Source organism: Citroniella saccharovorans (assembly GCF_035481615.1).
Classification (GTDB): Bacteria; Bacillota; Clostridia; order Tissierellales; family Peptoniphilaceae; genus Citroniella; species Citroniella saccharovorans.
Window position 1 is genome coordinate 276,282 of record NZ_JAYKOT010000001.1, and the last position, 21,836, is coordinate 298,117.

At 29.7% G+C, this 21,836-nt stretch carries 23 protein-coding genes and 3 pseudogenes; 8 read left to right on the forward strand and 18 right to left on the reverse strand.

All coding sequences use genetic code 11. The annotated features are described in order from the left end of the window. Positions 1 to 9 precede the first annotated feature (9 nt). The 18 genes and pseudogenes from VLK81_RS01300 to rpmH form a co-directional block, all read right to left on the reverse strand. On the reverse strand, positions 10 to 543 hold the full coding sequence (locus tag VLK81_RS01300) for a DUF4446 family protein (RefSeq protein ID WP_324618709.1): 534 nt from the start codon (positions 541 to 543) through the stop codon (positions 10 to 12). Further along, a complete protein-coding gene (locus VLK81_RS01305) occupies positions 531 to 1,688 on the reverse strand; it encodes an aminotransferase class V-fold PLP-dependent enzyme (protein ID WP_324618710.1) in 1,158 nt (385 codons plus the stop codon). The genes VLK81_RS01300 and VLK81_RS01305 overlap by 13 nt, the downstream gene beginning before the upstream one ends. 8 nt (positions 1,689 to 1,696) lie before the next feature. Next, positions 1,697 to 1,927, reverse strand: a complete 231-nt coding sequence (locus VLK81_RS09725) for a cyclodeaminase/cyclohydrolase family protein (RefSeq protein WP_407651953.1) — start codon at positions 1,925 to 1,927, stop codon at positions 1,697 to 1,699. Beyond that, positions 1,887 to 2,342 (reverse strand): cyclodeaminase/cyclohydrolase family protein, encoded by a 456-nt coding sequence (locus VLK81_RS01310; RefSeq protein ID WP_324618711.1) that lies wholly within the window; start codon positions 2,340 to 2,342, stop codon positions 1,887 to 1,889. The genes VLK81_RS09725 and VLK81_RS01310 overlap by 41 nt, the downstream gene beginning before the upstream one ends. A 13-nt stretch (positions 2,343 to 2,355) precedes the next feature. Then, positions 2,356 to 3,132 (reverse strand): ParB/RepB/Spo0J family partition protein, encoded by a 777-nt coding sequence (locus tag VLK81_RS01315; protein WP_324618903.1) that lies wholly within the window; start codon positions 3,130 to 3,132, stop codon positions 2,356 to 2,358. A 48-nt stretch (positions 3,133 to 3,180) separates the two neighbouring features. Continuing rightward, complete coding sequence (locus tag VLK81_RS01320) at positions 3,181 to 3,945, reverse strand: ParA family protein (RefSeq protein ID WP_324618712.1); 765 nt, start codon at positions 3,943 to 3,945, stop codon at positions 3,181 to 3,183. Between the two features lie 54 nt (positions 3,946 to 3,999). Then, on the reverse strand, positions 4,000 to 5,010 hold the full coding sequence (locus VLK81_RS01325; RefSeq protein ID WP_324618713.1) for a CinA family protein: 1,011 nt from the start codon (positions 5,008 to 5,010) through the stop codon (positions 4,000 to 4,002). 268 nt (positions 5,011 to 5,278) lie between these two features. Further along, complete coding sequence (gene tnpA, locus VLK81_RS01330; RefSeq protein WP_324618628.1) at positions 5,279 to 5,752, reverse strand: IS200/IS605 family transposase; 474 nt, start codon at positions 5,750 to 5,752, stop codon at positions 5,279 to 5,281. A 186-nt stretch (positions 5,753 to 5,938) separates the two neighbouring features. Continuing rightward, complete coding sequence (locus tag VLK81_RS01335; protein WP_324618714.1) at positions 5,939 to 6,730, reverse strand: hypothetical protein; 792 nt, start codon at positions 6,728 to 6,730, stop codon at positions 5,939 to 5,941. 10 nt (positions 6,731 to 6,740) lie between these two features. Then, on the reverse strand, positions 6,741 to 6,911 hold the full coding sequence (locus tag VLK81_RS01340; RefSeq protein WP_324618715.1) for a zinc metalloprotease: 171 nt from the start codon (positions 6,909 to 6,911) through the stop codon (positions 6,741 to 6,743). A 231-nt stretch (positions 6,912 to 7,142) separates the two neighbouring features. Further along, positions 7,143 to 7,784, reverse strand: a complete 642-nt coding sequence (gene rsmG / locus VLK81_RS01345) for a 16S rRNA (guanine(527)-N(7))-methyltransferase RsmG (RefSeq protein WP_324618905.1) — start codon at positions 7,782 to 7,784, stop codon at positions 7,143 to 7,145. A gap of 56 nt (positions 7,785 to 7,840) precedes the next feature. Further along, a pseudogene (gene mnmG, locus VLK81_RS01350) lies at positions 7,841 to 9,743 on the reverse strand (tRNA uridine-5-carboxymethylaminomethyl(34) synthesis enzyme MnmG). Positions 9,744 to 9,748: 5 nt separating this feature from the next. Next, on the reverse strand, positions 9,749 to 11,116 hold the full coding sequence (gene mnmE / locus VLK81_RS01355; protein WP_324618716.1) for a tRNA uridine-5-carboxymethylaminomethyl(34) synthesis GTPase MnmE: 1,368 nt from the start codon (positions 11,114 to 11,116) through the stop codon (positions 9,749 to 9,751). Positions 11,117 to 11,277: 161 nt separating this feature from the next. Further along, positions 11,278 to 12,210: an RNA-binding cell elongation regulator Jag/EloR gene (gene jag / locus VLK81_RS01360; protein WP_324618717.1), complete on the reverse strand. Its 933-nt coding sequence runs from the start codon at positions 12,208 to 12,210 to the stop codon at positions 11,278 to 11,280. Beyond that, entirely contained in the window at positions 12,210 to 12,920 is a 711-nt protein-coding gene (locus VLK81_RS01365; RefSeq protein ID WP_324618718.1) for a YidC/Oxa1 family membrane protein insertase, read from the reverse strand. Before VLK81_RS01365 ends, jag begins: the two co-directional genes overlap by 1 nt. A gap of 10 nt (positions 12,921 to 12,930) precedes the next feature. After that, a complete protein-coding gene (yidD, locus tag VLK81_RS01370) occupies positions 12,931 to 13,143 on the reverse strand; it encodes a membrane protein insertion efficiency factor YidD (protein ID WP_324618719.1) in 213 nt (70 codons plus the stop codon). Continuing rightward, positions 13,140 to 13,481: a ribonuclease P protein component gene (gene rnpA / locus VLK81_RS01375; RefSeq protein ID WP_324618720.1), complete on the reverse strand. Its 342-nt coding sequence runs from the start codon at positions 13,479 to 13,481 to the stop codon at positions 13,140 to 13,142. Before rnpA ends, yidD begins: the two co-directional genes overlap by 4 nt. A 4-nt stretch (positions 13,482 to 13,485) precedes the next feature. Further along, positions 13,486 to 13,620 carry a 50S ribosomal protein L34 gene (gene rpmH / locus VLK81_RS01380; RefSeq protein ID WP_324618721.1) on the reverse strand — a complete coding sequence of 45 codons (135 nt, stop codon included), beginning with the start codon at positions 13,618 to 13,620 and terminating at the stop codon, positions 13,486 to 13,488. A 375-nt stretch (positions 13,621 to 13,995) separates the two neighbouring features. Here rpmH and VLK81_RS01385 point away from each other — a divergent pair, with 375 nt between their 5' ends. The 8 genes and pseudogenes from VLK81_RS01385 to VLK81_RS01420 all read left to right on the forward strand — a co-directional run bounded on the left by VLK81_RS01385 (position 13,996) and on the right by VLK81_RS01420 (position 21,635). After that, the gene (locus tag VLK81_RS01385) at positions 13,996 to 15,183 is read left to right on the forward strand and encodes a TlpA family protein disulfide reductase (RefSeq protein ID WP_324618722.1); all 1,188 of its coding nucleotides are present in this window, start codon (positions 13,996 to 13,998) and stop codon (positions 15,181 to 15,183) included. A gap of 21 nt (positions 15,184 to 15,204) precedes the next feature. Further along, complete coding sequence (locus VLK81_RS01390) at positions 15,205 to 15,357, forward strand: CD1871A family CXXC motif-containing protein (RefSeq protein ID WP_324618723.1); 153 nt, start codon at positions 15,205 to 15,207, stop codon at positions 15,355 to 15,357. Then, positions 15,350 to 16,235 (forward strand): annotated as a pseudogene (locus tag VLK81_RS01395) (4Fe-4S binding protein). Before VLK81_RS01390 ends, VLK81_RS01395 begins: the two are co-directional and overlap by 8 nt. Positions 16,236 to 16,355: 120 nt before the next feature. Next, positions 16,356 to 17,519, forward strand: coding sequence for an ABC transporter permease (locus VLK81_RS01400; RefSeq protein ID WP_456151804.1), 1,164 nt, complete (start codon positions 16,356 to 16,358; stop codon positions 17,517 to 17,519). Between the two features lie 9 nt (positions 17,520 to 17,528). Next, a pseudogene (locus VLK81_RS01405) lies at positions 17,529 to 18,171 on the forward strand (ABC transporter ATP-binding protein). A 1-nt stretch (position 18,172) separates the two neighbouring features. Next, positions 18,173 to 19,549 (forward strand): ABC transporter permease, encoded by a 1,377-nt coding sequence (locus VLK81_RS01410; RefSeq protein WP_324618725.1) that lies wholly within the window; start codon positions 18,173 to 18,175, stop codon positions 19,547 to 19,549. A gap of 107 nt (positions 19,550 to 19,656) precedes the next feature. Beyond that, positions 19,657 to 20,310 (forward strand): response regulator transcription factor, encoded by a 654-nt coding sequence (locus VLK81_RS01415; protein ID WP_324618726.1) that lies wholly within the window; start codon positions 19,657 to 19,659, stop codon positions 20,308 to 20,310. After that, complete coding sequence (locus tag VLK81_RS01420) at positions 20,307 to 21,635, forward strand: sensor histidine kinase (protein WP_324618727.1); 1,329 nt, start codon at positions 20,307 to 20,309, stop codon at positions 21,633 to 21,635. Before VLK81_RS01415 ends, VLK81_RS01420 begins: the two co-directional genes overlap by 4 nt. Positions 21,636 to 21,836 lie beyond the last annotated feature (201 nt).

The window sequence follows — 21,836 nt, forward strand, 5'->3', positions numbered from 1 at the left end:
CTCCTAAAATTATTTTTTATCTATTGCCATTTTTAAAGCAATTTCTTCTTCTATAGATAACTCATCAACCGCTTTTAAATTTTTAACTTCTTTTGCATACATCTGCGAATTCTCTCTACCAAAAATAGATGTAACTATAAGTCCATTTCCAGATCCATCTAAAAGGGCTAAAGAAAAACTCATTTCTCCCTTTAAATACTCAAATGCATTATACCTATGAAATCCTATCTTTGAAACAGCTAGATTGTTTTGGTTTTGGATTTCCTCTATACTTCTTTTTATAAAATCTTTTTGCAACTTAAAATCATTTTCAAGTTCACTTAACTTTATTTCAGAATTTTCTATTTCCTTAGAGTGCATACTAACAAGTTCTTCCATGTTAATCTCTCCCCTACCCCTAAGGAGCTTGTCATATCTTTTTCTTAGCCTATTGATTCTTCTATTTAAAATACCTATAACCATAAATAGAAAAATGACACCCACAATGCTTATTATCGATAATATGACTGAAGCGGTTTTAAAAAAATTTATTAATCCTTGCATTCACTTTCACCTATTGCTTTAATTGCAGAAATAGCCTTATCAACTTCCTCTTCTGTATTGCTGTAGCCAAAACTAAATCTCACAAGCCCAATATCGCTTGTATTTATAGTTTCATGACAAAGAGGTGCGCAGTGAATACCTGGACGAGTTGCAATATCAAATTCTTCGGATAACCTATAGCTAACAAGAGATGAATCTACTCCATTAATATTCATAGCTAAAACATTCGAATAGTGTTCGTCAATTGGGCCATAGACTGTAACAAAATCCAAATCCTTAATCCCCTCTATAAATCTTTTCCTTAGTGAAAGCTCATGCTTTTTAATATTTTCTCTTCCAACTTTTTTAATATATCTTACTCCTTCCATAAGCCCAACTATACCAGGCCCATTTAAAGTGCCAGCTTCAAACTTATCAGGATATACATTAGGCTGGGTTAATTGTTTAGAAAAAGATCCTGTTCCACCCTCTCTATAACAGTCAAGCTCTATGTCTGTATTTATATAGCATGCTCCAGTTCCCATTGGCCCAAGTAGCGACTTATGTCCTGGAAAGCAAAGTAAATCTATATTCATACTTTTTACATCTACATCAAAAAGACCAATTGACTGAGAGGCGTCAACTATAAATAATATATTGGGATTTAAATCTTTAATTCTTTGGCCTAATTCTTCTATATCAACTACGCTTCCAGTTAAGTTGGAAATATGGGTAACAACTACAGCCCTTGTATCTTTAGTTACCTTTTCCATAATCTTATTAGCACTCAAATAAGAATTTTTGTCACCGTAAACAATATCTAACTTTATATTTTTATCATTTTTTAAATGTGTAAGCGGTCTTAAAACAGAATTATGCTCAAGAGATGTAGTAACAACGTGGCTTTCTTCGTGAACCGAACCCCTTATTGCAATATTTAGCGCTTCAGTAGCATTAGAAGTAAAAATTAGCTTAAGCGGGTCATCTCCACCTATAAAATCTGTTATTTCTTCTCTAGCTTCAAATATTTTTCTATCCATCATAAGAGACATTTTATGCCCAGACCTACCTGGGTTTGCCGCATAAGAAGTCATACACTCACTAACTGCATCTATAACCTCTTTTGGTTTGGGAAAAGATGTTGCAGCATTGTCAAAATAAATCATAAACCCTCCTATTTTAATCTATTGTAGGTTTCTTCTAGATATTTATCCCTTAATCTATGAGCATTTTCAATTAAGTCATGAGTTTCTTTTTCTACCTTAGATCTAAAATCCTCATCCTTTAGTGACTTTAGATTTATAGTAACATTAAATAAAGCTGCCTCAATAGCTGAACTTACAAAAAGAATTGAGCATCCTACATCAGTAATTGCTGAAACTGTACCATATTTTACGAAAAAGATCTAGGTTATTTAAGATGTTATTTAAAGTTCTAGCAGTTCCAAGAGGAACTTCTAAAGCATATTTATAACCATCTTGAATCTTTTCACTTCTAATTTTCTTTTCTTCTTCAGTTTCTTTAGGAAGTTTTAAAGCATCTAACACGCCCCCAAAACTACTTGCATCTTCATCTACATATTTTTTTAAAAGTTCAATATCCTTATCAAATGAAGCTTTTAAGTCTTCTAGCTTTGTTTTAATAGACTCGTCTATTTCTTTGTATGATTTTTTGTCATAAGATAGATTTAAAACCATGATAGAAAGAGCTGTTCCAACTGCTCCAACATAAGCTGCTACAGATCCTCCTCCTGGGTATGGTTCCTTTGTTTTAGCATTTTCCAAATAATTTTCTAGACTTAAATTAATTAATTTATCCACTTTATAATCTCCTTTACTCTATATTTAATAATTCTAATAATCTTTGTAGGTCGTCATTGTCAAAATATTTTATTTCGATCTTTCCACCTTTTTTTCTTTTTACAATACTTACCTTAGTTCCAAGAACTTCTTCCATTCTCTTTTCTAAATCTTCACTAAAAATATCTTTTTCTTTTTCTTTACTTGCTTTCTCAATCTTTCTAATATTTGTCTTTTTGTTTATGAGATCATTAAGATATTTATTTCTCTTTTTTAAATCATCTATTGCAAGTAAACTTCTAGCTTGAGTAGGCGTTATAGACCTATCTTCTAAAGATTTTAAGCTTTCATCATCTAAATTAAGAAGTCTAATTGTATTTGTTATATAAGACCTTGATTTTCCAATCTTTTTAGAAAGCTCCTCCTGGGTTATCTTATACCTTTCAAGTAGGCTCTTATAACTACTCGCTTCTTCAACAGCATTTAAATCTTCCCTTTGAATATTTTCAATTATAGAAAGAACATTTGCCTTGTCATCGTCTATGTCGACAACAATAGCGGGAACTTTTTCAAGTTGAACAAGCTTTGCCGCCCTAAATCTTCTCTCCCCAGCTACAATTTCATAATATCCATCTTTCTTCCTTAATATAAGCGGCTGAATTATTCCATGACTTTTTATTGACTCAGCCAACTCTTTAATTTTTTCTTCATCAAATTCTTTTCTAGGCTGATCTTTATTGGCTCTTATAGTATCTAAATCAATTTTTTCAATGGAGTCTTTTTTCTCCCTTTCAATATCTTCACTACTTATTAAAGCTCCTAAGCCCTTGCCTAGTCCCGTTCTTTTTTTGCCACTGAATCACCTCTTATTGTTTCTTACTATCTCTTTAGCAATCTTCATATAGGCCTTTGCTCCCTTAGAATTTTCATCGTAGTCAATTACAGAAAGACCATAGGACGGAGCTTCAGCTACCCTTATATTTCTTGGAATTGAAGTTTTAAAAACTTTTGACTTAAAATACTTTTTAACTTCCTCAAGAACTTCTAGAGCTAAATTGTTCCTTCCATCAAACATAGAAATTAAAACCCCTTCTATCTCTAAATCTTTATTTAGAGTATCTTTTACTAGATTGTAGGTTTTTACAAGCTCACTTACTCCTTCCAAAGCATAATACTCAGCCTGAATCGGTATGATAATGGAATCTGATGCTACTAAAGCGTTGATACTAAGCTGACCCAAAGAAGGCGGTGGGTCAATTAGTATATAATCAAAATCATTTTCAAATTTTTCTAGAGCATTTTTTAGCCTAAGCTCCCTATCCTCTAAATTAACAAGCTCCACTTCAGTTCCTGCAAGCTCTGAATTAGCTGGGATAAGGGATACATTTTTAGAAGATGTTTCTTTTAAATACCCATCTTCAAAATTACTATTAAGTAATAAGGAATAAATAGTTTTATGAGAATTCTTATCTACTCCTAGACCGCTTGTAGCATTGCCTTGAGGATCTATGTCCACAACAAGCACTTTTTTACCGAGCTTTCCCAGAGCCGAAGCAATATTAACCACAGAAGTTGTTTTCCCAACTCCTCCTTTTTGATTGAATATAGAGATTATTCTAGCCATAAACCCTCCTTTTTAATAAATTATACCATATTGCTAGCTATATAAGAAATATTTTTATAAAGATTTTAATAAAATATAGGCATTTAATAAGGCGTCCTTACTTGCATTTTCCCTTACCTCATTTCTTTTTCCTCTATATCTTTTTCTTACTAGCCTAAATCTTCCATTATAATATGCACCAAAATATACTATACCGCATATATCTCTTTCTCCGTCTGCATAGCCGCTTGTAGCTATAGCCAAAGTGTTCTTTCTTTCTAGTCCTTTTAGCATCTCAATAAGTGTTTGTTTGCTTACGGCTGTATATTTATCTAAAGTATTTTTCCTTACTCCAAGTGTTTTAATCTTTGCCTCATTAGAATATACTATAAAGGATTCCTTTATATAATTGGATGCACCCTTGTTATTTATAAACTTAGCTGCAACAAGCCCTCCTGTTATAGATTCGCCAGTTATTAGATTAATATTTCTTTTTTTTATTTCTGAAAATAGACTTTCTTCAGCAGATTTATAATTTTTTCCTATATAATACTCTTTGTATTCACTCGCAAATAAGTCATCTATAAAGCTCAGATCTGTTTTTAAGTAGCTGTCATTTTTAAATTTTATAGTTAGAATTAGTTCGTCGTTTAATTTAAAGCCCTTGATTTTTACTAAAATATTATATTTTTTAAAGTCTAATATTAGTTTTTCTCTTAGGTCTCTTTTAGATATGCCAAAAAACTTATAAGATATTAAATAGCTATTCTTTTCAAGCTTTGAAAATTCTTCATTTAAATTGATTAGGTTTTCATCAAGAAAGATTGTATTTTTGTCTGTATAATTTTCAAAATGACTTGAGTTAACCTTTGCTTTTGCTATATACTTGTTTTTTGCAGATATAATTATCTTGTTTTCATCTTTATTATTTATTATTTTTTCTATATTTTTTGCATTATATTTGAATGTTGCAATTTTTTTAATCTCAAGTCTTCTATCAATAGATAATTTTCTTAGTTTTTTAAAAAGCAAAAAAATATTTTTATTTTCCGCCCAATCTCTATCAATATAAATACTAATTTTCATTTTTTCACCTTCATTTATATTGTACCATATATTTATAGTTTAATCTGTATTTTGTTTCACGTGAAACATTTTAGTTTTTTTTTTGTTTAATATATGTTTCACGTGAAACATAACTAATGAATAGCTAATTATTAATAATTTTTGTAATCATAACCACCGGCTAAGCCGGTGGTTTGTTTTGCCCCTATAAGGGGCTGTTACCGGCAGCATTTCATGCTTCGAACTTTCTTTCTCGTGCACCAATTTTCACAGCTGGTGCTAAAGCACCTTACTTTTTGCTTTTGTTTACTTGCTCTCCCGTAAACGGGTCTACAAATTCTTTAATGCTTATTTGGTCTGCCATGTAATCTTCTTTTAATTGATTTTTTATATATTCTTGTATTTTTTTCGCATTTTTTCCTGCTGTATCTACATAATATCCTCTGCACCAAAAATGTCTATTTCCGTATTTGTATTTTAAGTTTGCATGTCTGTCAAATATTATCAAACTACTTTTTCCTTTTAAATAGCCCATTGTTTGAGATATGCTGTATTTCGGTGGAATTTCTAACAACATATGAATATGGTCTGGACAACATTCTGCTTCTATTATGCTTATTCCTTTTCTATCACATAAGTCCCTTAATATTTTTCCTATATCTTGTTTTAACCTTCCATATATTACTTGTCTTCTATATTTTGGAGCAAATACTATATGATACTTACAATTCCATGATGTATGTGATAAACTATTATTATCCATTTAGGATACCTCCCTTTTCTGTCTATGCTACTGCCAGTAACATAAATAGTTTATCATGGGAGGTTTTTTGCTTGAAGCTAAAGCTTATTTTTCTACCACCAGCATAGCTGGTGGTTTATTCATGCTAAAGCGCACAATTAAAAAAGCAAGCTAAACTTAGCTTGCTTTAATATTAATTAAAATGCTTTATTCTTTTGCTGCCTTTATTATATCTTTTAAACTTACTTTTCCGTCTACTTCTCCTTTGAAGTATATATCTTCTGATTCATAGGCTGCTTTACTTTCTTCTTTTATCATATTTGCTACTTGTTTTGACTCTTCGTAGTTTTCATCTAGGCTTAGTATTGAGTATGAGTCCATTTGTATAGTAAAATTTAATTTTTCATTTTCTGGATCTCCTAAATAAAATATATATACTCCACCCTTTTTTAATTCCTTATATGCATCTGGATACATTTCAATATATTTATTATCAAGTTCTTCATCACTTAATTTATCTAGGCCCATTTTTTCGTTGGAGGTTTCAAAGTTAAAGTCTCTATAGTTTCTTGCTGTTGTTACTCCACCTACTTGTTCTATAGTTGAAAAATCTCTATTTTTATCTCCTTTTAATACATCTAATACTTCTACATTAATTGGAGTAAAAATTAATCCTCCTCTTGATAGTTTTCTGCCTTCTCCCTTTCCTTCTACTTTAGCTATTATTATTGCTTCAGCTTCCTTGCTTTGGCTTATATAATCTCCTTCTGCTGAATAGGAAGCACTCGTACCTCCACTATAAAGAATGTCTTTTTTATCTATATTATCTTTAAGTAAAACGAAATCTTCTTTGTCTTCGCTACTATTAACTTCTTTTTCATTTTCTATTTCAGCTGTTTCTGTTTTCTTAGGTGCTAGTTCAGCCTTTTCTTTGTTTTCAGTCTTCGCGCATGAAGTAAATATTAAAAGTAGTGCTAAGACTAATATTTTCTTTTTCATAATATACCTCCTAGTATTTATTAACTACTGCATCATTCGCATCTTTTGTTACTTTTCTTGCATATCCACCATCATTAAAATGCATTATTGAATTTTTATTATATATATCTCTTAAACCAAGTACATGACCCATCTCATGAATAATTGTTGCAACATTATCTTCACTTGATCTTGTTCCCATTTTTGCTTCATTTAAATATATTTCACAATATCTCCAATTTGCACCATTTGCCTTGTCATTTATTGTTACAGGTACTCCTCCTTATTTTAAATTTTACACTATTTTATCTTATTTGTCAAGCTTTATAGTGTTCTTTATTATGCTAATATGTATTAATATTAGCTTCCTTTTTAATTTTATTAAAAAAGTAGTAGATATATAAAGATAATATCTACTACTTTTGCTTTATTATTATAGTGGTTTTGATCTAGGCTTTCCTCCAGCTCTAGGATATTTTAGTGGTGTTATGGAGGTTTTGTTTACAATTATTAGGCTTCTATCATGATCATTTTCAGTTAAGGAATAGTTAATTATTCTATCAATACCCCCTCCCAAAATTTTTATTGCATTTTTGGAAAGACTTAGTTCTTCCTCGGCTGCCCCTCCCTTCATACTTATAAATGATCCGCCTTTTTTAACAAATGGAAGTGAGTATTCACTTAAAGTTCTAAGCTCTGCTACTGCTCTAGATACAGCTATATCATATTTTTCCCTATAGTTTTTATCTCTAGCTAACTCTTCGGCTCTCGCGTGGATGAGTTCTAGCTTTTTTAAACCTAAGTCATCTTTAACTAATTGTAAGAAATTAATCCTCTTTTTAAGGCTATCCATTAAGGTAAATTCTTTTTCATCAAGTAAAATTTTTAATATAATACCTGGAAATCCCGCTCCTGTTCCTATATCTATTATTTTTCTAGCATTAAAAAATTCTTCAGCTTGAAGGGCAAGAATAGAGTCTAATGTATGTTTTAGATAGAACTCTTCATCTTCTGTTATAGCTGTAAGGTTGATTTTTTTATTCCAGTCTAAAACAAGCTCTTTAAATCTTTCTATTTTTTCTTTTTTTTTCTAAAGTTAAGATTCCCTTAGCTTCAAGTTCTTCAACAAATTTATTTCCCAACTTTTCTCCTTTCCAGCTCCAAATGAATAAGTAAGACGTTAATATCAGATGGCGATACTCCTGATATTCTACTAGCCTGACCAACCGAGTCTGGTTTCATTTGATTTAATTTTTGAATAGCTTCATTAGAAAGTCCCTTTATATCTTTATAATCTTCTATATTTTTTAAGCTTCTATTTTCTAATTTCCTAAAAGATTCTATTTGCTGCATTTGTTTTTTTATATAGCCTTCATACTTGGATATTATCTCAACTTCTTCTAAAACTTCAATCGGTATATTAATGTAGGTCTCAAAAGCCTTGAGCGTATCTAAAAGGTTTAGCTCTGGTCTTTTTATAAGATTATATAGGCTAATTGAATTTTTTATTTCTTCACTCCCAAGGCTTAAAAGAATCTTGTTATTTTCAAGGCTTGGATTAATATTTATTAGCTTCAATCTTTCAATCTCACTATCTATTAGTTCTTTCTTTTCTTTAAATTTCCTATATCTCTCTTCGCTAACAAGTCCAATATCATAACCTTTTTGAGTAAGCCTTATATCTGCATTATCTTGCCTTAGATAAAGTCTATATTCACACCTAGATGTCATCATCCTATATGGTTCGTTGGTTCCCTTTGTAACTAAATCATCTATCAAAACTCCTATATAGGCATTTGATCTATCTAAGATAAAATCTTCTAAGCCGTCTATTTTCCTACTTGCATTAATTCCAGCTACAAGGCCCTGACAAGCAGCTTCTTCGTATCCGCTTGATCCATTTATTTGACCAGCAAAATAAAGGCTTTCAAGATCCTTTGATTCAAGAGTTCTTTTAAGTCTTGTTGGTTCAATAGTATCATATTCTATTCCATAGCATGGCCTTAGAATTTTTACATCTTTCATACCCTTTATTGTTTTATACATTTTTAGCTGAACTTCATAAGGTAGGGTCGAAGAAACTCCAGCTGCATACATCTCCTTAGTTGTTAGTCCCTCTGGTTCTATAAAAACCTGATGAACATCTTTATCAGAAAATCTTACAACCTTATCTTCAATAGATGGACAGTATCTAGGGCCTACTCCCCTCTTTTCACCTGAATACATAGGCGATCTGTGTAAATTTTCTAATATTATCTTTTTAGTTTCCTCTGTAGTATAAGTTAGATAGCAGTCTACCTGATCGATTTGAATACTTTCTCTATCTGTCATAAAAGAAAATGGAATTATTTTTTCATCTCCCTTTTGAACCTCCATCAAAGAATAATCAAGGCTATCTTTATGAACTCTAGCTGGCGTGCCAGTTTTAAATCTCTTTAAACTTATTCCAAGTTTTCTGAGAGAATCTGATAGACTATATGATGGTGCCATACCATGTGGCCCAGACTTATATTTTAGCTCTCCCATCAAAATTTCGGCACTTAGATAAGTTCCACTAGCAACTATAACAGCCTTAGACTTAAATATAGAACCTCTCGAAAGCTTAACTCCTACAGCTCTTCCATCTTCTTCGAGAATTTCTATTACTTCTCCCTCAACTAGACTTAAATTTTTCTCGTCTTCTAAAACTTTTTTTTAAGTTTATGTGATATTTAATCTTATCAGCTTGAACTCTAAGTGAGTGAACGGCAGGACCTTTTGAAGTATTTAGCATTCTAGACTGAATAAAAGATTTATCTATATTTATAGCCATCTGACCACCTAGAGCATCGATTTCTCTAACTAAATGACCTTTTCCAGTACCCCCTATGTTTGGATTACAAGGCAGGTCTCCAATTGACTCTAAGGACATGGTTATAACTAGAGTTTTCTTTCCAAGTCGGCTACTTGCAAGTCCCGCCTCACATCCAGCGTGGCCTGCACCTACAACTATAATATCAAATTCATCTTCAACAAAATATTTTATCTCTTCCATATTATCTATTTACCTATACAAAATTTCTTGAAAATTTGATCAAGAACATCTTCTTTTTCAAAATTTCTACCTAATATCTCTGCAATACTATCTGTAGCTATTTTCAAATCAACGTCTATAAGGTCAAGGAAAATATTATCTTCTAATCCCTTTAAAACATTTTTAAGTGAAAAGTAGGCTTTTTTTAAAAGATTTTCCTGCCTACTACTTGTAATCACAAGATCATCCATCTCTTCGATTTTCCCGCTAAAAAATAGACTACTTATACTATCTAAAATTTCCTTTATTCCCTTTCTTTCACTCATTGAGGCGAAAATAGGTTTACTTCCAGTTCTTTTTTCTATTTCTTCTAAATTTATTTTTAAATCAAGGTCTGTTTTATTTACAACAATAATTTTTTCCTTATCCCTTATATGATCTAAAATCATATAGTCTTCCTTTTCAAGCTCTTTTGAACCATCGAATATTGCTATTATTAGGTCTGCATTTTTAGATAGGTCTAGTGATTTTTCAACGCCTATTTTTTCCACTAAATCTTCAGTTAGCCTAATTCCAGCTGTATCTACAATCTTTACACTAAGTCCATCTACATCCAAAAATTCTTCTATAACATCTCTAGTCGTTCCTGGAATATCTGTAACAATAGCCCTATTTTCATTTAGGAAATTATTTAAAAGGCTGGACTTTCCTACATTTGGCTTGCCAATAATTATAGTTTTAATACCATTTTTTATAATCTTGCCCCTCTTATGAGATTCAATTAATATTTCTATTTCATCTAAAACTTCTTCAGTCTTTTTAATAAGTGAACTTTTATCTGGCTCTATTTCATCATCTTCAGAAAAATTAATCGAAGCTTCCATAAGAACATTTAAATCAGTTAAATCATCTAAAATCTTACCAATCTCTCTTGTAACAGATCCCTCAAGCTGATTTAAGGCAGACCTATGCTCTATCTCTGTTTCAGAGTTAATAAGATCAAGTACAGCCTCAGCCTTTGTTAAATCTATTCTACCATTTAAAAAAGCTCTTTTAGTAAATTCTCCTCTTTCTGCCATTCTTGCACCAGAATGTAAAAAGCTTTCTAAAATCTTTTTAACAGAAACAATAGAACCATGTGAATAAACTTCTACCATATCTTCAGTTGTATAAGATTTAGGTCCCCTTATAAAAGAAATCAGAACCTCGTCTATAAGATTTTCATCGTTATCATAAAAATTACCATACATTAATTTTCTATTTTCTATATTTGAATTGGTCTTAGATTTAAAATGCTTTTTTCCAAGTTCAAAAGCCTCCCTACCCGATAGTCTTACAATCCCAATTCCGCTCTTAGAGATAGCAGTTGATATAGCACAAATTGTATCTTCCATTTTCCCCTCCTTTATGAAAAAATAAATAAAATATAGAATTTATATATTTAAATATATCCCAAAGTATAAATTTTTTCCAGCCAAATATAAAAATTCTACATTTTATATTAAAAAAGAAAAAAGCCTCTTAAATTAAAAAGTGGCTTTTTCACTCAAATTTTCTACATATTTTTTATATATTTGATTACAACTTTTCTATAAGGTTCTTGACCTTCAGATACAGTAGTTACTCCCTCAAAAGATTGAAGAGCTGTATGAACTATTCTTCTTTCGTATGGATTCATAGGCTCAAGTCTTATATTCTTTTTATACTTCTTAACTTTAAAAGCCTTATTTTGAGCAAGTTTTATTAACTGATCTTCTCTTTTCTTCCTATAATTTGCAATATCAAGAACTACTCTTGTATAATTTTCAAAGTTTTTGTTAGAAACAAGATTTAAAATGTAGTTGATGGCATCAAGGGTTTCTCCTCTCCTACCAATAACTATAGATGTATCTCTGTCATCAAAAGCATTTATATTAAATTCAATAATATTTCTTTCTTTAACTATATTGTATTCAATACTTGATTCAATCTTCATATTAGAAAGAATATCTCCAAGTAGCTCTTGGCTTATCTTGGCTTTTTCTAAAAGCTCTTCTTCGCTTACAGAAACTACAGATTCTTCTTCATCTATATCAGAAAAATCTTCATCTTCATTTTCATCTTCTTCTTTTTCTATAAATTCCTCATTCTTATCTTCTTCAGATAAAAATTGTTCGTGAGTACTTTCTTCTAAAGAAGAATTTAAATCATTTTCTATATTATTTGTTTCTTCTTCAGACTCTTCCTTAAATTCTCTACTTGTAGTCTCTTCTACCTTTTCACCCTCGCTTGGGCCATCATTAAATAAGCTACTTGAAAGAATATCTTCTTTTTCTTCCTTCACACTTACTCTTACAATTGCATCTTTGGAACCTATTATTCCAAACAAACCTGTCTTAGGTTCTTCAATAACTTCAATTTGAACTTTATCTTTGTCTACTTGAAGGACTTTTAAGCAAGAATTAACAGCATCGTCTATTGTCTTTCCTGTTCTTACTACTTGTCTCACTATTTTTCCTCCCCTTGTTTTATAAAACTCTTAGAAATAAATCTTACTAAAATCTCCACAACATTACCTGTTCCCCAGTATAGTAAAAGTCCTGCTGGCCATGTCCATGAAAAGAAGAACATCATAACTGGAAGCATATACTTAGTCATCATATTCATTGACTGCATATTTTGGTTTGGAGCTTTAGGAGTTTGTGAACTTAAAATTGAAGAATATAAAAACATTGATAAAGAATATAAAAGTGGTAAACCAAACTTTAGTGGGTCTGGTCCAGTAATGTCCTTTATCCAAAAGAAGTTTTTAGCTATAGTATTTATTAGTTCCTTATTTTCAAACATGTGTTTAGCAGGATCTCTAATAACTGAAAGCATAGCAAAAACTATAATTAGATTAAGAATCATTGGAAGACAACCACCAGTTGGTGAAATGTTTTCTTCTTTATACAGTTTCATAAGTTCTCTATTTAAGGTCTCAGGGTCTTTTTTATATTTTTCCTGAATTTCTTTTTGTTTTGGTCCAAGACTTTGCATCTTTTCAGCGTTCTTGCTTGATTTTAGCATTAGCGGCATAGTTATAAGTTTCATTAATACACTCATAAGTATAATGGATAGAGCATAATAAGAAACGCTAGCAGGCTCTGCGCCAATTCCTTGAAGAGCTTCAAAGATAAATTTGAGTATCTTACCCAAAAAATCACTTAATATTTGCAATAATAACCTCCTATTTTAAAGGGTCATATCCCCCTTTACTAAATGGATTACATCTTAGAATTCTCCAGACTGTTAAAAAAGTTGCCTTAAAAAAATTATATTTTTTATAGCTCATAATGGCATAGCTAGAACAAGTTGGCGTAAATTTGCACTTACCTTCCCCTAAATAATGAGAAATATATTTCTTATAGAACATAATAAGCGAAATAGCTAATTTATTCATTTTCTTTTATACCTCTTGTTCATAAAATAAATAAGGTTTAAATAAGAATCATTAAGCGAATTAAAATCCATAGTATATGTGTGCTTTTTAGGAACAATTATTATATCTAAATTTGGCAAAATATCTCGATTTAGTCTTACTATTTCCTTTAATCTTCTTCTAGTCCTGTTTCTCATATTTGCCTTCCCATACTTTTTAGTAATGGTAAAGCCAACCCTTGGTCCATTATTTTTACTATCTAGGCAAAGGCCATTAAAATCTTTGTTATAAAACCTGAAACCTCTACTATATACCTTTTTATAATCTTCATTTTTTCTAAGTCTTAAATTTTTTTCCATTTAATTATGCTGAAAGTCTTTTTCTTCCTTTTAGCCTTCTTCTTCTTAACACTTCTCTACCAGCTCTAGTACTCATTCTTTTTCTAAAACCATGATCCATAGATCTTTTTCTTCTATTAGGTTGATAAGTTCTTTTCATATATTCTACACCTCCCACTTGCCAATTTAGATATAAAAACACATATAATATTATATTTATAATATATATCTATGTCAAGAAATAGATTGTTCTTCCTATATCGTATTTAAAGCTTTAAGCCTTTTTTTAAAACTATCTATTAAAAATTTCTTTTAAAAAAAAATATTTTTTTGCATTAGAAAAATTAACTTTTAAAAGCTTCCTATTTATATAGGGGAAAAAAGCAAAAAAAATTTTTTTAAAAAAACTTTTTTTATTTCATATTCATTTCATAATTGCCTGTTATTATTATCTTGTAAGTAAATCTAGATTAGTTTTAAAAAAACAAAATATAGAATTTACACTAAAATTAATAATCTGAAGGAGAAAAAAATTATGAAGAAAAATATTTTAAAAATTACATCTGTATTACTAGTATTAAGTTTATGTTTAAGTGCTGTTTCTTGTAAAAAGAATGATGTTAATGGCGGAAAAGAAAATGGCACAAGTACTAAGACAAGTGAAAATAGCGAAAATGCTATAAGCCCTGAAGAAGCGGGTATGACTATGGAGGAAAATAACCCTAGTAGCAATGACACTTTTAAACCAGCTGACTACTCACTTGAACCAAAGGATGAATTTACTTATGAATTTTTAGGTCTTAAATTTAAGCTTCCTGAAAAAATCAAAACTGAAATGGCGGATAAAAACATAGCAATGTTAGATGACCAAAGTCCAATTGATAAAGAATTAAAGTATGCTATTCTAACATTCAGCAGTATTAATGAAGAACAAAAAAATGCTGTTGTAAGTAAAATGGGCGATGAATATGACAAATGGCAAGAATCACTAGAAAGATTTGGAAGCCTAGGAATGTTTGAAAAGGGTATGGCTGAAGAAGAAATATCTAAAATTACAAAATGTGACAGCCATAAAAAACTTGGAGAATCTAGTGATGGTAAATATGAGTATTATTTAAGCTCTAAAAAGGATTCAAATGATTTTGCAAGTGAATTTAATAAAACTGAAACTGAAATTATAGAAAAGAAAGAAAGACCAGAAAATGGTTTTGTATTATCTGAAAAATCTGACTTAGAAAATACTGAAGCTTTTGGAGCTAATCAAGTCGAAGATATAAGTAGTGTTGTAACAAAGGATATTGAAGGAAAAGAATTTTCAAGTAAAGATTTTGAAAAATATGATCTTACAATGGTAAATGTTTTTGCAACTTGGTGTACAGCTTGTATAAAGGAAATCCCAGACTTAATTAAACTACAAGAAGAAATGAAGGATAAGGGAGTAAATATAGTTGGTATAGTTACAGATACGGTTGATGATAAGGGTGAAAACAAAGATGCTTTAGAAAAAGCTAAAACTATCAAGGAAAAAACTAAGGCAAATTACAAATTCTTAATGCCTGACAAAACAAATTTCAATGGTAGATTAAATGGAATTCAAGCACTTCCAGAAACTTTCTTTGTAGATAAGAATGGAAAGATTGTTGGTGAAACATATTCTGGCTCACATGATTTAAAAGCTTGGAGAGAAATAGTTGAAAAAGAATTAGAAAATCTAAAAAAATAGTAAGAGCTGAGATAAAACTTTATGAAAGCTAAAATTTTAAAAAAAGAATATTTATCTTTCTTAATCCTCATAGTAAGCGTATTTATGATTATATACGGCTTTAACAGGGGAGAGGTAAAAATTGTTTTAGATAAAGCAATTAGAATATGTATGGAGTGTATTGGAATTGGATAAGATTAAAGTTCAAAATAAAGTTAAAGCAAATAATTATAAAGTGCGTGACCGCATAAGACATATCTTTCAAACTGTGTGGTTTGTTATAACAAATTCTTACCTTGAAGGATATAAGAGCGGTAAAATTTATGGTGGAGATTTAAAAAAGATTTGCGTGCCGGGCATGAACTGCTATTCATGCCCGGGGGCAAGGGGATCTTGCCCAATAGGTTCCTTGCAGGCAGTTATAGGAAATTCCAAATTTAAATTCAGTTATTATATAGTTGGTTTTTTATTTTTTATAGGAGCACTTTTTGGTAGATTTGTCTGTGGCTGGCTATGTCCATTTGGACTTTTTCAAGATTTATTATATAAAATCCCCTTTGTTAAAAAAATAAAAACTTTTAAATTTGATAAACACTTGAGAAAGTTAAAATACTTAATTTTATTGGTATTTGTTATAATTCTTCCTCTTTTTGTAGTTGATGTTTTAGGGCAAGGTTCTCCATTTTTTTGTAAATTAATTTGCCCGGTTGGAATGTTAGAAGGCGGAATTCCTCTTGTTTTACTTAATAAGAGTATGAGAAGTGCTATTGGATTTTTATATAAGTGGAAAGCCTTTATATTGGGGCTTACTATATTTGCTTCTATAATAATTTATAGACCTTTCTGTAAATATATTTGTCCTCTAGGTGCTATTTACTCAGTATTTAATCCAATTTCAGTATTTAAATATAAGCTAGATAAGGATAAATGTATAAAGTGCGGAAAGTGCAAAAAAGGTCTGTCAAATGAATATAGATCCAGTTCAAAATTGTAATCACTTAGAATGTATAAGATGTGCAAGATGCAAAAATGCTTGCCCTGTAAAAGCTATAAATTATAAAATCAAAAACTAAAGGAGTATAAAATTGCTAGAAAATGCTTTAAAATATGTAACAAGAAAGAAAAAGCGATCACTTATAATTTTTATAATACTTACTATAGTTCTTTCTTGTCTATATTCATGTTTAAATATTATGAAATCAAGTAAAAACCTAGAAAATTCATTATATAAATCTTCAAATTCACAGCTTGTCTTAACAAGAAAAGATAATGGATTTTTTGAGATAGAAAAAACTCAAAAGATAAATGATATAAAAGAAATTAGCGAATCTATTTATCAGTATTTTACCCTTGCCAAACCTAAAGATGCAAAAGTAGTTGAAGGTCAGCAAAAAGTAGAAAGAGATGACCTAGCTGATGAATTTAAAAATATCGTTTCAGTAGAAGCTACAAATACCACTAAAAAAAATGTACTCTTTACAAGCGGTGTATTTAATATAAAAGAGGGAAGACACTTAGAAAAAACTGATAAAAATAAAATACTAATTCATGAAGATTTTGCTAAGAAAAATAATTTGAAATTAAATGATAAGGTTAAACTTGAGTTCTTAGGCCCTGTGGAAAATAATCAAAATAAAGATTATGAATTTGAAATTGTGGGAATTTTCTCTGGTAAAAAACAAGAAATGTACACAGGACTTTCTTCTGATTTTAGTGAAAATATGGTTTTTCTTGACTATGAATCTAGTCAGCTTGCCCTAAATAATAAAACTAGGCTTATAAATAAACTTTCACTTTTTTCAGATAATCCAGAAAACATGAAAAAAGCATTTGATGAAATAAAGGCCCTTGATATAAACTGGTCAGAATATAATCTTGAAAAAGATACTAAAGTTTTTGAAGAAACTCTCGATTCTTTAAGTGCAATAGGTCATATAATAAATATAATGACTATCTCAATTATGATAGCTGGGGTAGTAGTTTTATCCCTTATACTTATGCTTTGGTTAAGAGAGCGTATATACGAGATAGGAATACTTCTTTCGATAGGATTTAATAAGAAAAAAATTGTAGGTCAGTTTATATTTGAACTCATACTAATATCAATTCCTTCAATACTTGGATCACTACTTGTAGGAAATTTTATATCTAGTAAGATTGTAGGAAGCTTTTTAGCTAGTGATAGTTCAGTTTCAATACCTGAAAGTCTAGCTAAAAATAGTGAATTTATAAATTCATTTATAACATTTATAGAAAGCTACGGAATTTTATTAGCTATTATAATAATTTCAGTTATTATATCTAGTATAATGATTTTAGTAAAAAAACCAAAAGAAATATTATCAAAAATAAGTTAGGAGAGTGTAATGGAAGTTTTAGAAATTAGAAATGTAACATATAATTATTCCAATTCTAAGGAAAAAGTACTATCAGCTGTAAATCAAAAATTTGAACTGGGAAAGTTTTACGCCATAGTAGGTAAGTCGGGAACAGGTAAATCAACCCTACTTTCCTTACTTGCTGGGCTAGATAATCCAAAATCAGGAAAAATCCTATTTCAAAATGAAGATATAGAAAAAAAGGGTTATAGCAACCACAGGAAAAACAATATTTCTCTGGTATTTCAAAATTATAATCTTATAGACTATCTATCTCCAATAGAAAATGTTAGATTAGTAAATAAAGATGCTAGTGAAGATATACTTCTTGAACTAGGACTTGATAGGGACCAAATAAATAGAAATGTAATGAAACTTTCAGGCGGTCAGCAGCAAAGAGTTGCAATAGCTAGAGCTTTAGTTTCTCATGCTCCAATAATCCTAGCTGATGAACCAACAGGAAACTTAGATGATACTACTGCAAGTGAAATTATAGAAATATTAAAAAAAACTTGCCAAAGAAAGAAATAAGTGCGTAATTGTAGTTACTCATAGTAAGGAAGTGGCAAAAGCAGCCGATACAGTATTAGAACTTCAAGACAAAAAATTAAGACAAGTTAGGGGGGATTAAATTGATTAAAAACGCTTTAGCATATGTAACTAGAAAAAGTTTAAAATCCCTTATAATACTTTTAGTTGTACTATCAATGTCAACTCTTAGCCTAATAAGTTTATCAATAAAAGATGCAACTAATAAGGCATCCGAAGAAACTTTTGGAAATATTACCAACAGTTTCTCCATGGAAATAAATAGGCAGGTAAATCCAGGAACTCCAAGGGGAGCAGGAAATGTTAAGGGAGAGGACATAAAAAAAATATCTGACTCAGAAGAAATAGACGGCTATGTTAAGAGAATTAATAGCGTAGCAGACCTAGTAGATAATGATATTATAGAAACTGAAGAAACTCTTTCAAACCTATCTGAAGAAAGAGCTAAAAATTTCAAAAGAACAGTAATGCTTACAGGAGTTAATGACTCATCTAAAGAAACCAAGTTTGTATCTGGTGCATATACCTTAGTAGAAGGAAGTCACTTAGAAAATCAAGATAAAAATAAAATATTAATGCACACTGATTTAGCGAAGAAAAATAATTTAAAAATTGGAGATAAAATAAAAATTAAATCCAATTTATTCGATGCGGACAATGAAAAAGGAGCTGATGAAACTGTAGAAGTTGAAATCAAGGGACTTTTTGATGGTCACAATCAGGGCGGTGTAAGTGCAGCTCAAGAGCTTTATGAAAATACTCTTATTACAGATATAGATACAGCTGCAAAAGTTTATGGAAATACGGAAGATACAGCTGTATATCAAGACGCAACATTTTTTGTAAAAGGAGATAAAAATCTAGATAAGGTTATAAAAAATCTAGGAAATCTAGATATAAATTGGAAAGAATATAACTTAATTAAAAGTTCATCAAACTATCCAATGCTTCAACAGTCAATTTCTGGTATTTATGGAATTGCAAATAAATTATTTATAGGTTCAATAGTCTTTGCCGGAATAGTAGTAGCTCTTTTATTATTTTTATGGATGAATGCCAGAAAAAAAGAAATTGCAGTATTCTTATCACTTGGAATTTCAAAGGCGCAGATTTTTGGACAATTTGTCACTGAATTAATTTTTATATCAATCCCAGCCTTTATAGGATCATATTTCTTAGCTAATTACACAGGAAAAATTATGGGAAATAAAATTCTAAATAAGGTAACAGGAGATATAGCAAAACAAGTATCTAAACAGGCTCAGTCATCTCAGCTAGGAGGTGGAGCTGAAGTTGATGGATTCAATAAAACACTTACTAGCTTAGATATAAATATTTCCCCTAAATCATTAATTTATGTTATTATATTTATGTCAGTCGTTCTTTTAATCTCTCTATTCCTATCTTCTTATGGAATACTGAAGAAAAAACCAAAGGAACTACTAATTGATAACAACTAATTTTATCGGTGCTTTGGCACCGATATTATTTTTTTATTAGAAAAATATATTATATAATATAAAGAAAATAATATATAATTGATTTATAAATAGAAAAGGAGAGAGGAATGAAAATACTAGTTGTTGAAGATGATTCTATGATAAGAGAGGGAATAAGTGAATTTTTATCAGAATATGGATACTCTATTGTTGAAGCAAAAGACGGTAGACAGGCTCTATCAAATTTTAATAAAGATATAAATCTTGTAATACTTGATATTCAAATACCCTTTATAAATGGCTTAGAGGTTTTAAAGGAAATTAGAAAAACTAGCAAAGTTCCCGTACTTATACTTACAGCATTTAGCGACGAAGAATATAAAATAAATGCCTTTACAAACCTAGTAGACGGCTACATAGAAAAGCCTTTTTCACTAGCTGTACTTAAGGCTATGGTCGATTCACAAATACAAAAATCATTTGGTGAAATAGAAAAATTTGAATATAAGGATACTGAGGTAAATTTTACAAGCTACACTGCAAGCATAAGTGGAAAAAGTGTAGATGTAAATGCAAAGGAACTTGAAATACTAAAGTACCTTTTAGAAAATGAAGGCCAAGCCCTTACAAGAAACCAAATAATAGAAAATGTCTGGAAAGAGACAGATGAGATTCCTTTTGATAGGGTAATAGACGTTTATATAAAGGAACTTAGAAAAAAACTCGATCTTGACTGTATTGTAACAATAAGAAATGTAGGATATAAATTGGAGAGAAAATGAAAAATTTAAAAATATTTCCTAAAATGTTTATACAGATTTTTTCTGTACTTGCTATAATTATTATTTTAGTTCACCTTTTAGTATTTTTTCTTTTTCCAAAAAAATATCTGGAATCTAGAAAGGAAGAAATAACTTCCAAAGCAAATGAAATTTCAGCTAATTTAGATAAAAAAGATTTGTCTTATATAGAAAAATCCCTAGACTTTTACTCAGAAAATAGTGAAATCAAAGCTTTTGTAAGAGATAAGAATAGGTCAAATGAAGTAAAGATAAAAAAAGACTTAAATATCGACATGGATAGCAAAAACAACTCTCTAATAATAGAAGAGAGAGAAATTTCAACGAACAATGGAGAAAAAGTCTATTTGCAATTTATATCTACTGCTGATATGCAAAAAGATGCAAAAAATCTAAGTTTTAAATTTTTGCCATTTTCCCTTCTAATCTCCTTTTTATTTTCAATAGTGGTTTCTCTAGTGTACGCAAAGTCAATTAAAAATAATATTCAAGAAATAAAAAATATTACTGATAAAATGATGAGCCTAGATAGGGATGCAAAACTAATTGTAGACTCAAAAAATGAAGTTGGTCAGTTAAAAGACCAGATTAACGCGCTATATCTTACCCTATTAAATTCAATAGATAGTTTAGAGATAAAAAACAAGGAAATTTTAAAATTAGAAAAATTAAAATACGATTTTTTTAGGGGGGCATCTCATGAATTAAAAACTCCACTTGCCAGCCTAAAAATAATTTTAGAAAATATGAAATATAATATAGGAAAATATAAAAATAGGGACCTTTATATAGAAAATTGTATAGGAATAGTTGATGGCCTAAGTCAAAATATTTCTCAGATTTTAACAGTTTCATCCCTAGAAAATTTAAGAGATGATGAAGAAGTTTTACTTATAAATAAGCTTATGAAAGATGTAATAGAAAAATATAGAGTTCTAGCTAATCAAAAAAATATTAAAATTTCAAATAATTTATCAAATGAAGAAATATATATTGGTAAAACAGCCTTAAAAATTATCCTATCAAATCTTATGAGTAACGCTGTAAAATATACAGAAGAAAGTGGACTTATAAATATAGGAATAAAGGAAAATTATTTTTTCATTGAAAACACATTTAAAAATGACAAAGACTTAGATTTAGAAAAAATATTTGAAGTAAACTTTGATGCTAACAAAGAAAATAGCAATGGCCTGGGACTTTATATTGTTAGAAACTTACTTTCAAACTATAAATTTGAATATAAGGCTGAAAGGAAGGACTCATTTTTCATTTTCAAAATAAAATTAAAGAAAATTAATAAATAGAATGTTTTTAAAAAATTATTTTTTAGTATATGTTATAATTATAGTATAAAAATTATTTATAAGAATATTTAATAAACATTTTGTGGATAAGTTGTTGATAAGTTTTTGATTTTTTCCCTTTAAATACCGAATATAACTATATTTCATATATATATTGATAACTTTATAAAAGTTATCCACAATTTTGTGCATAAGTTTAAA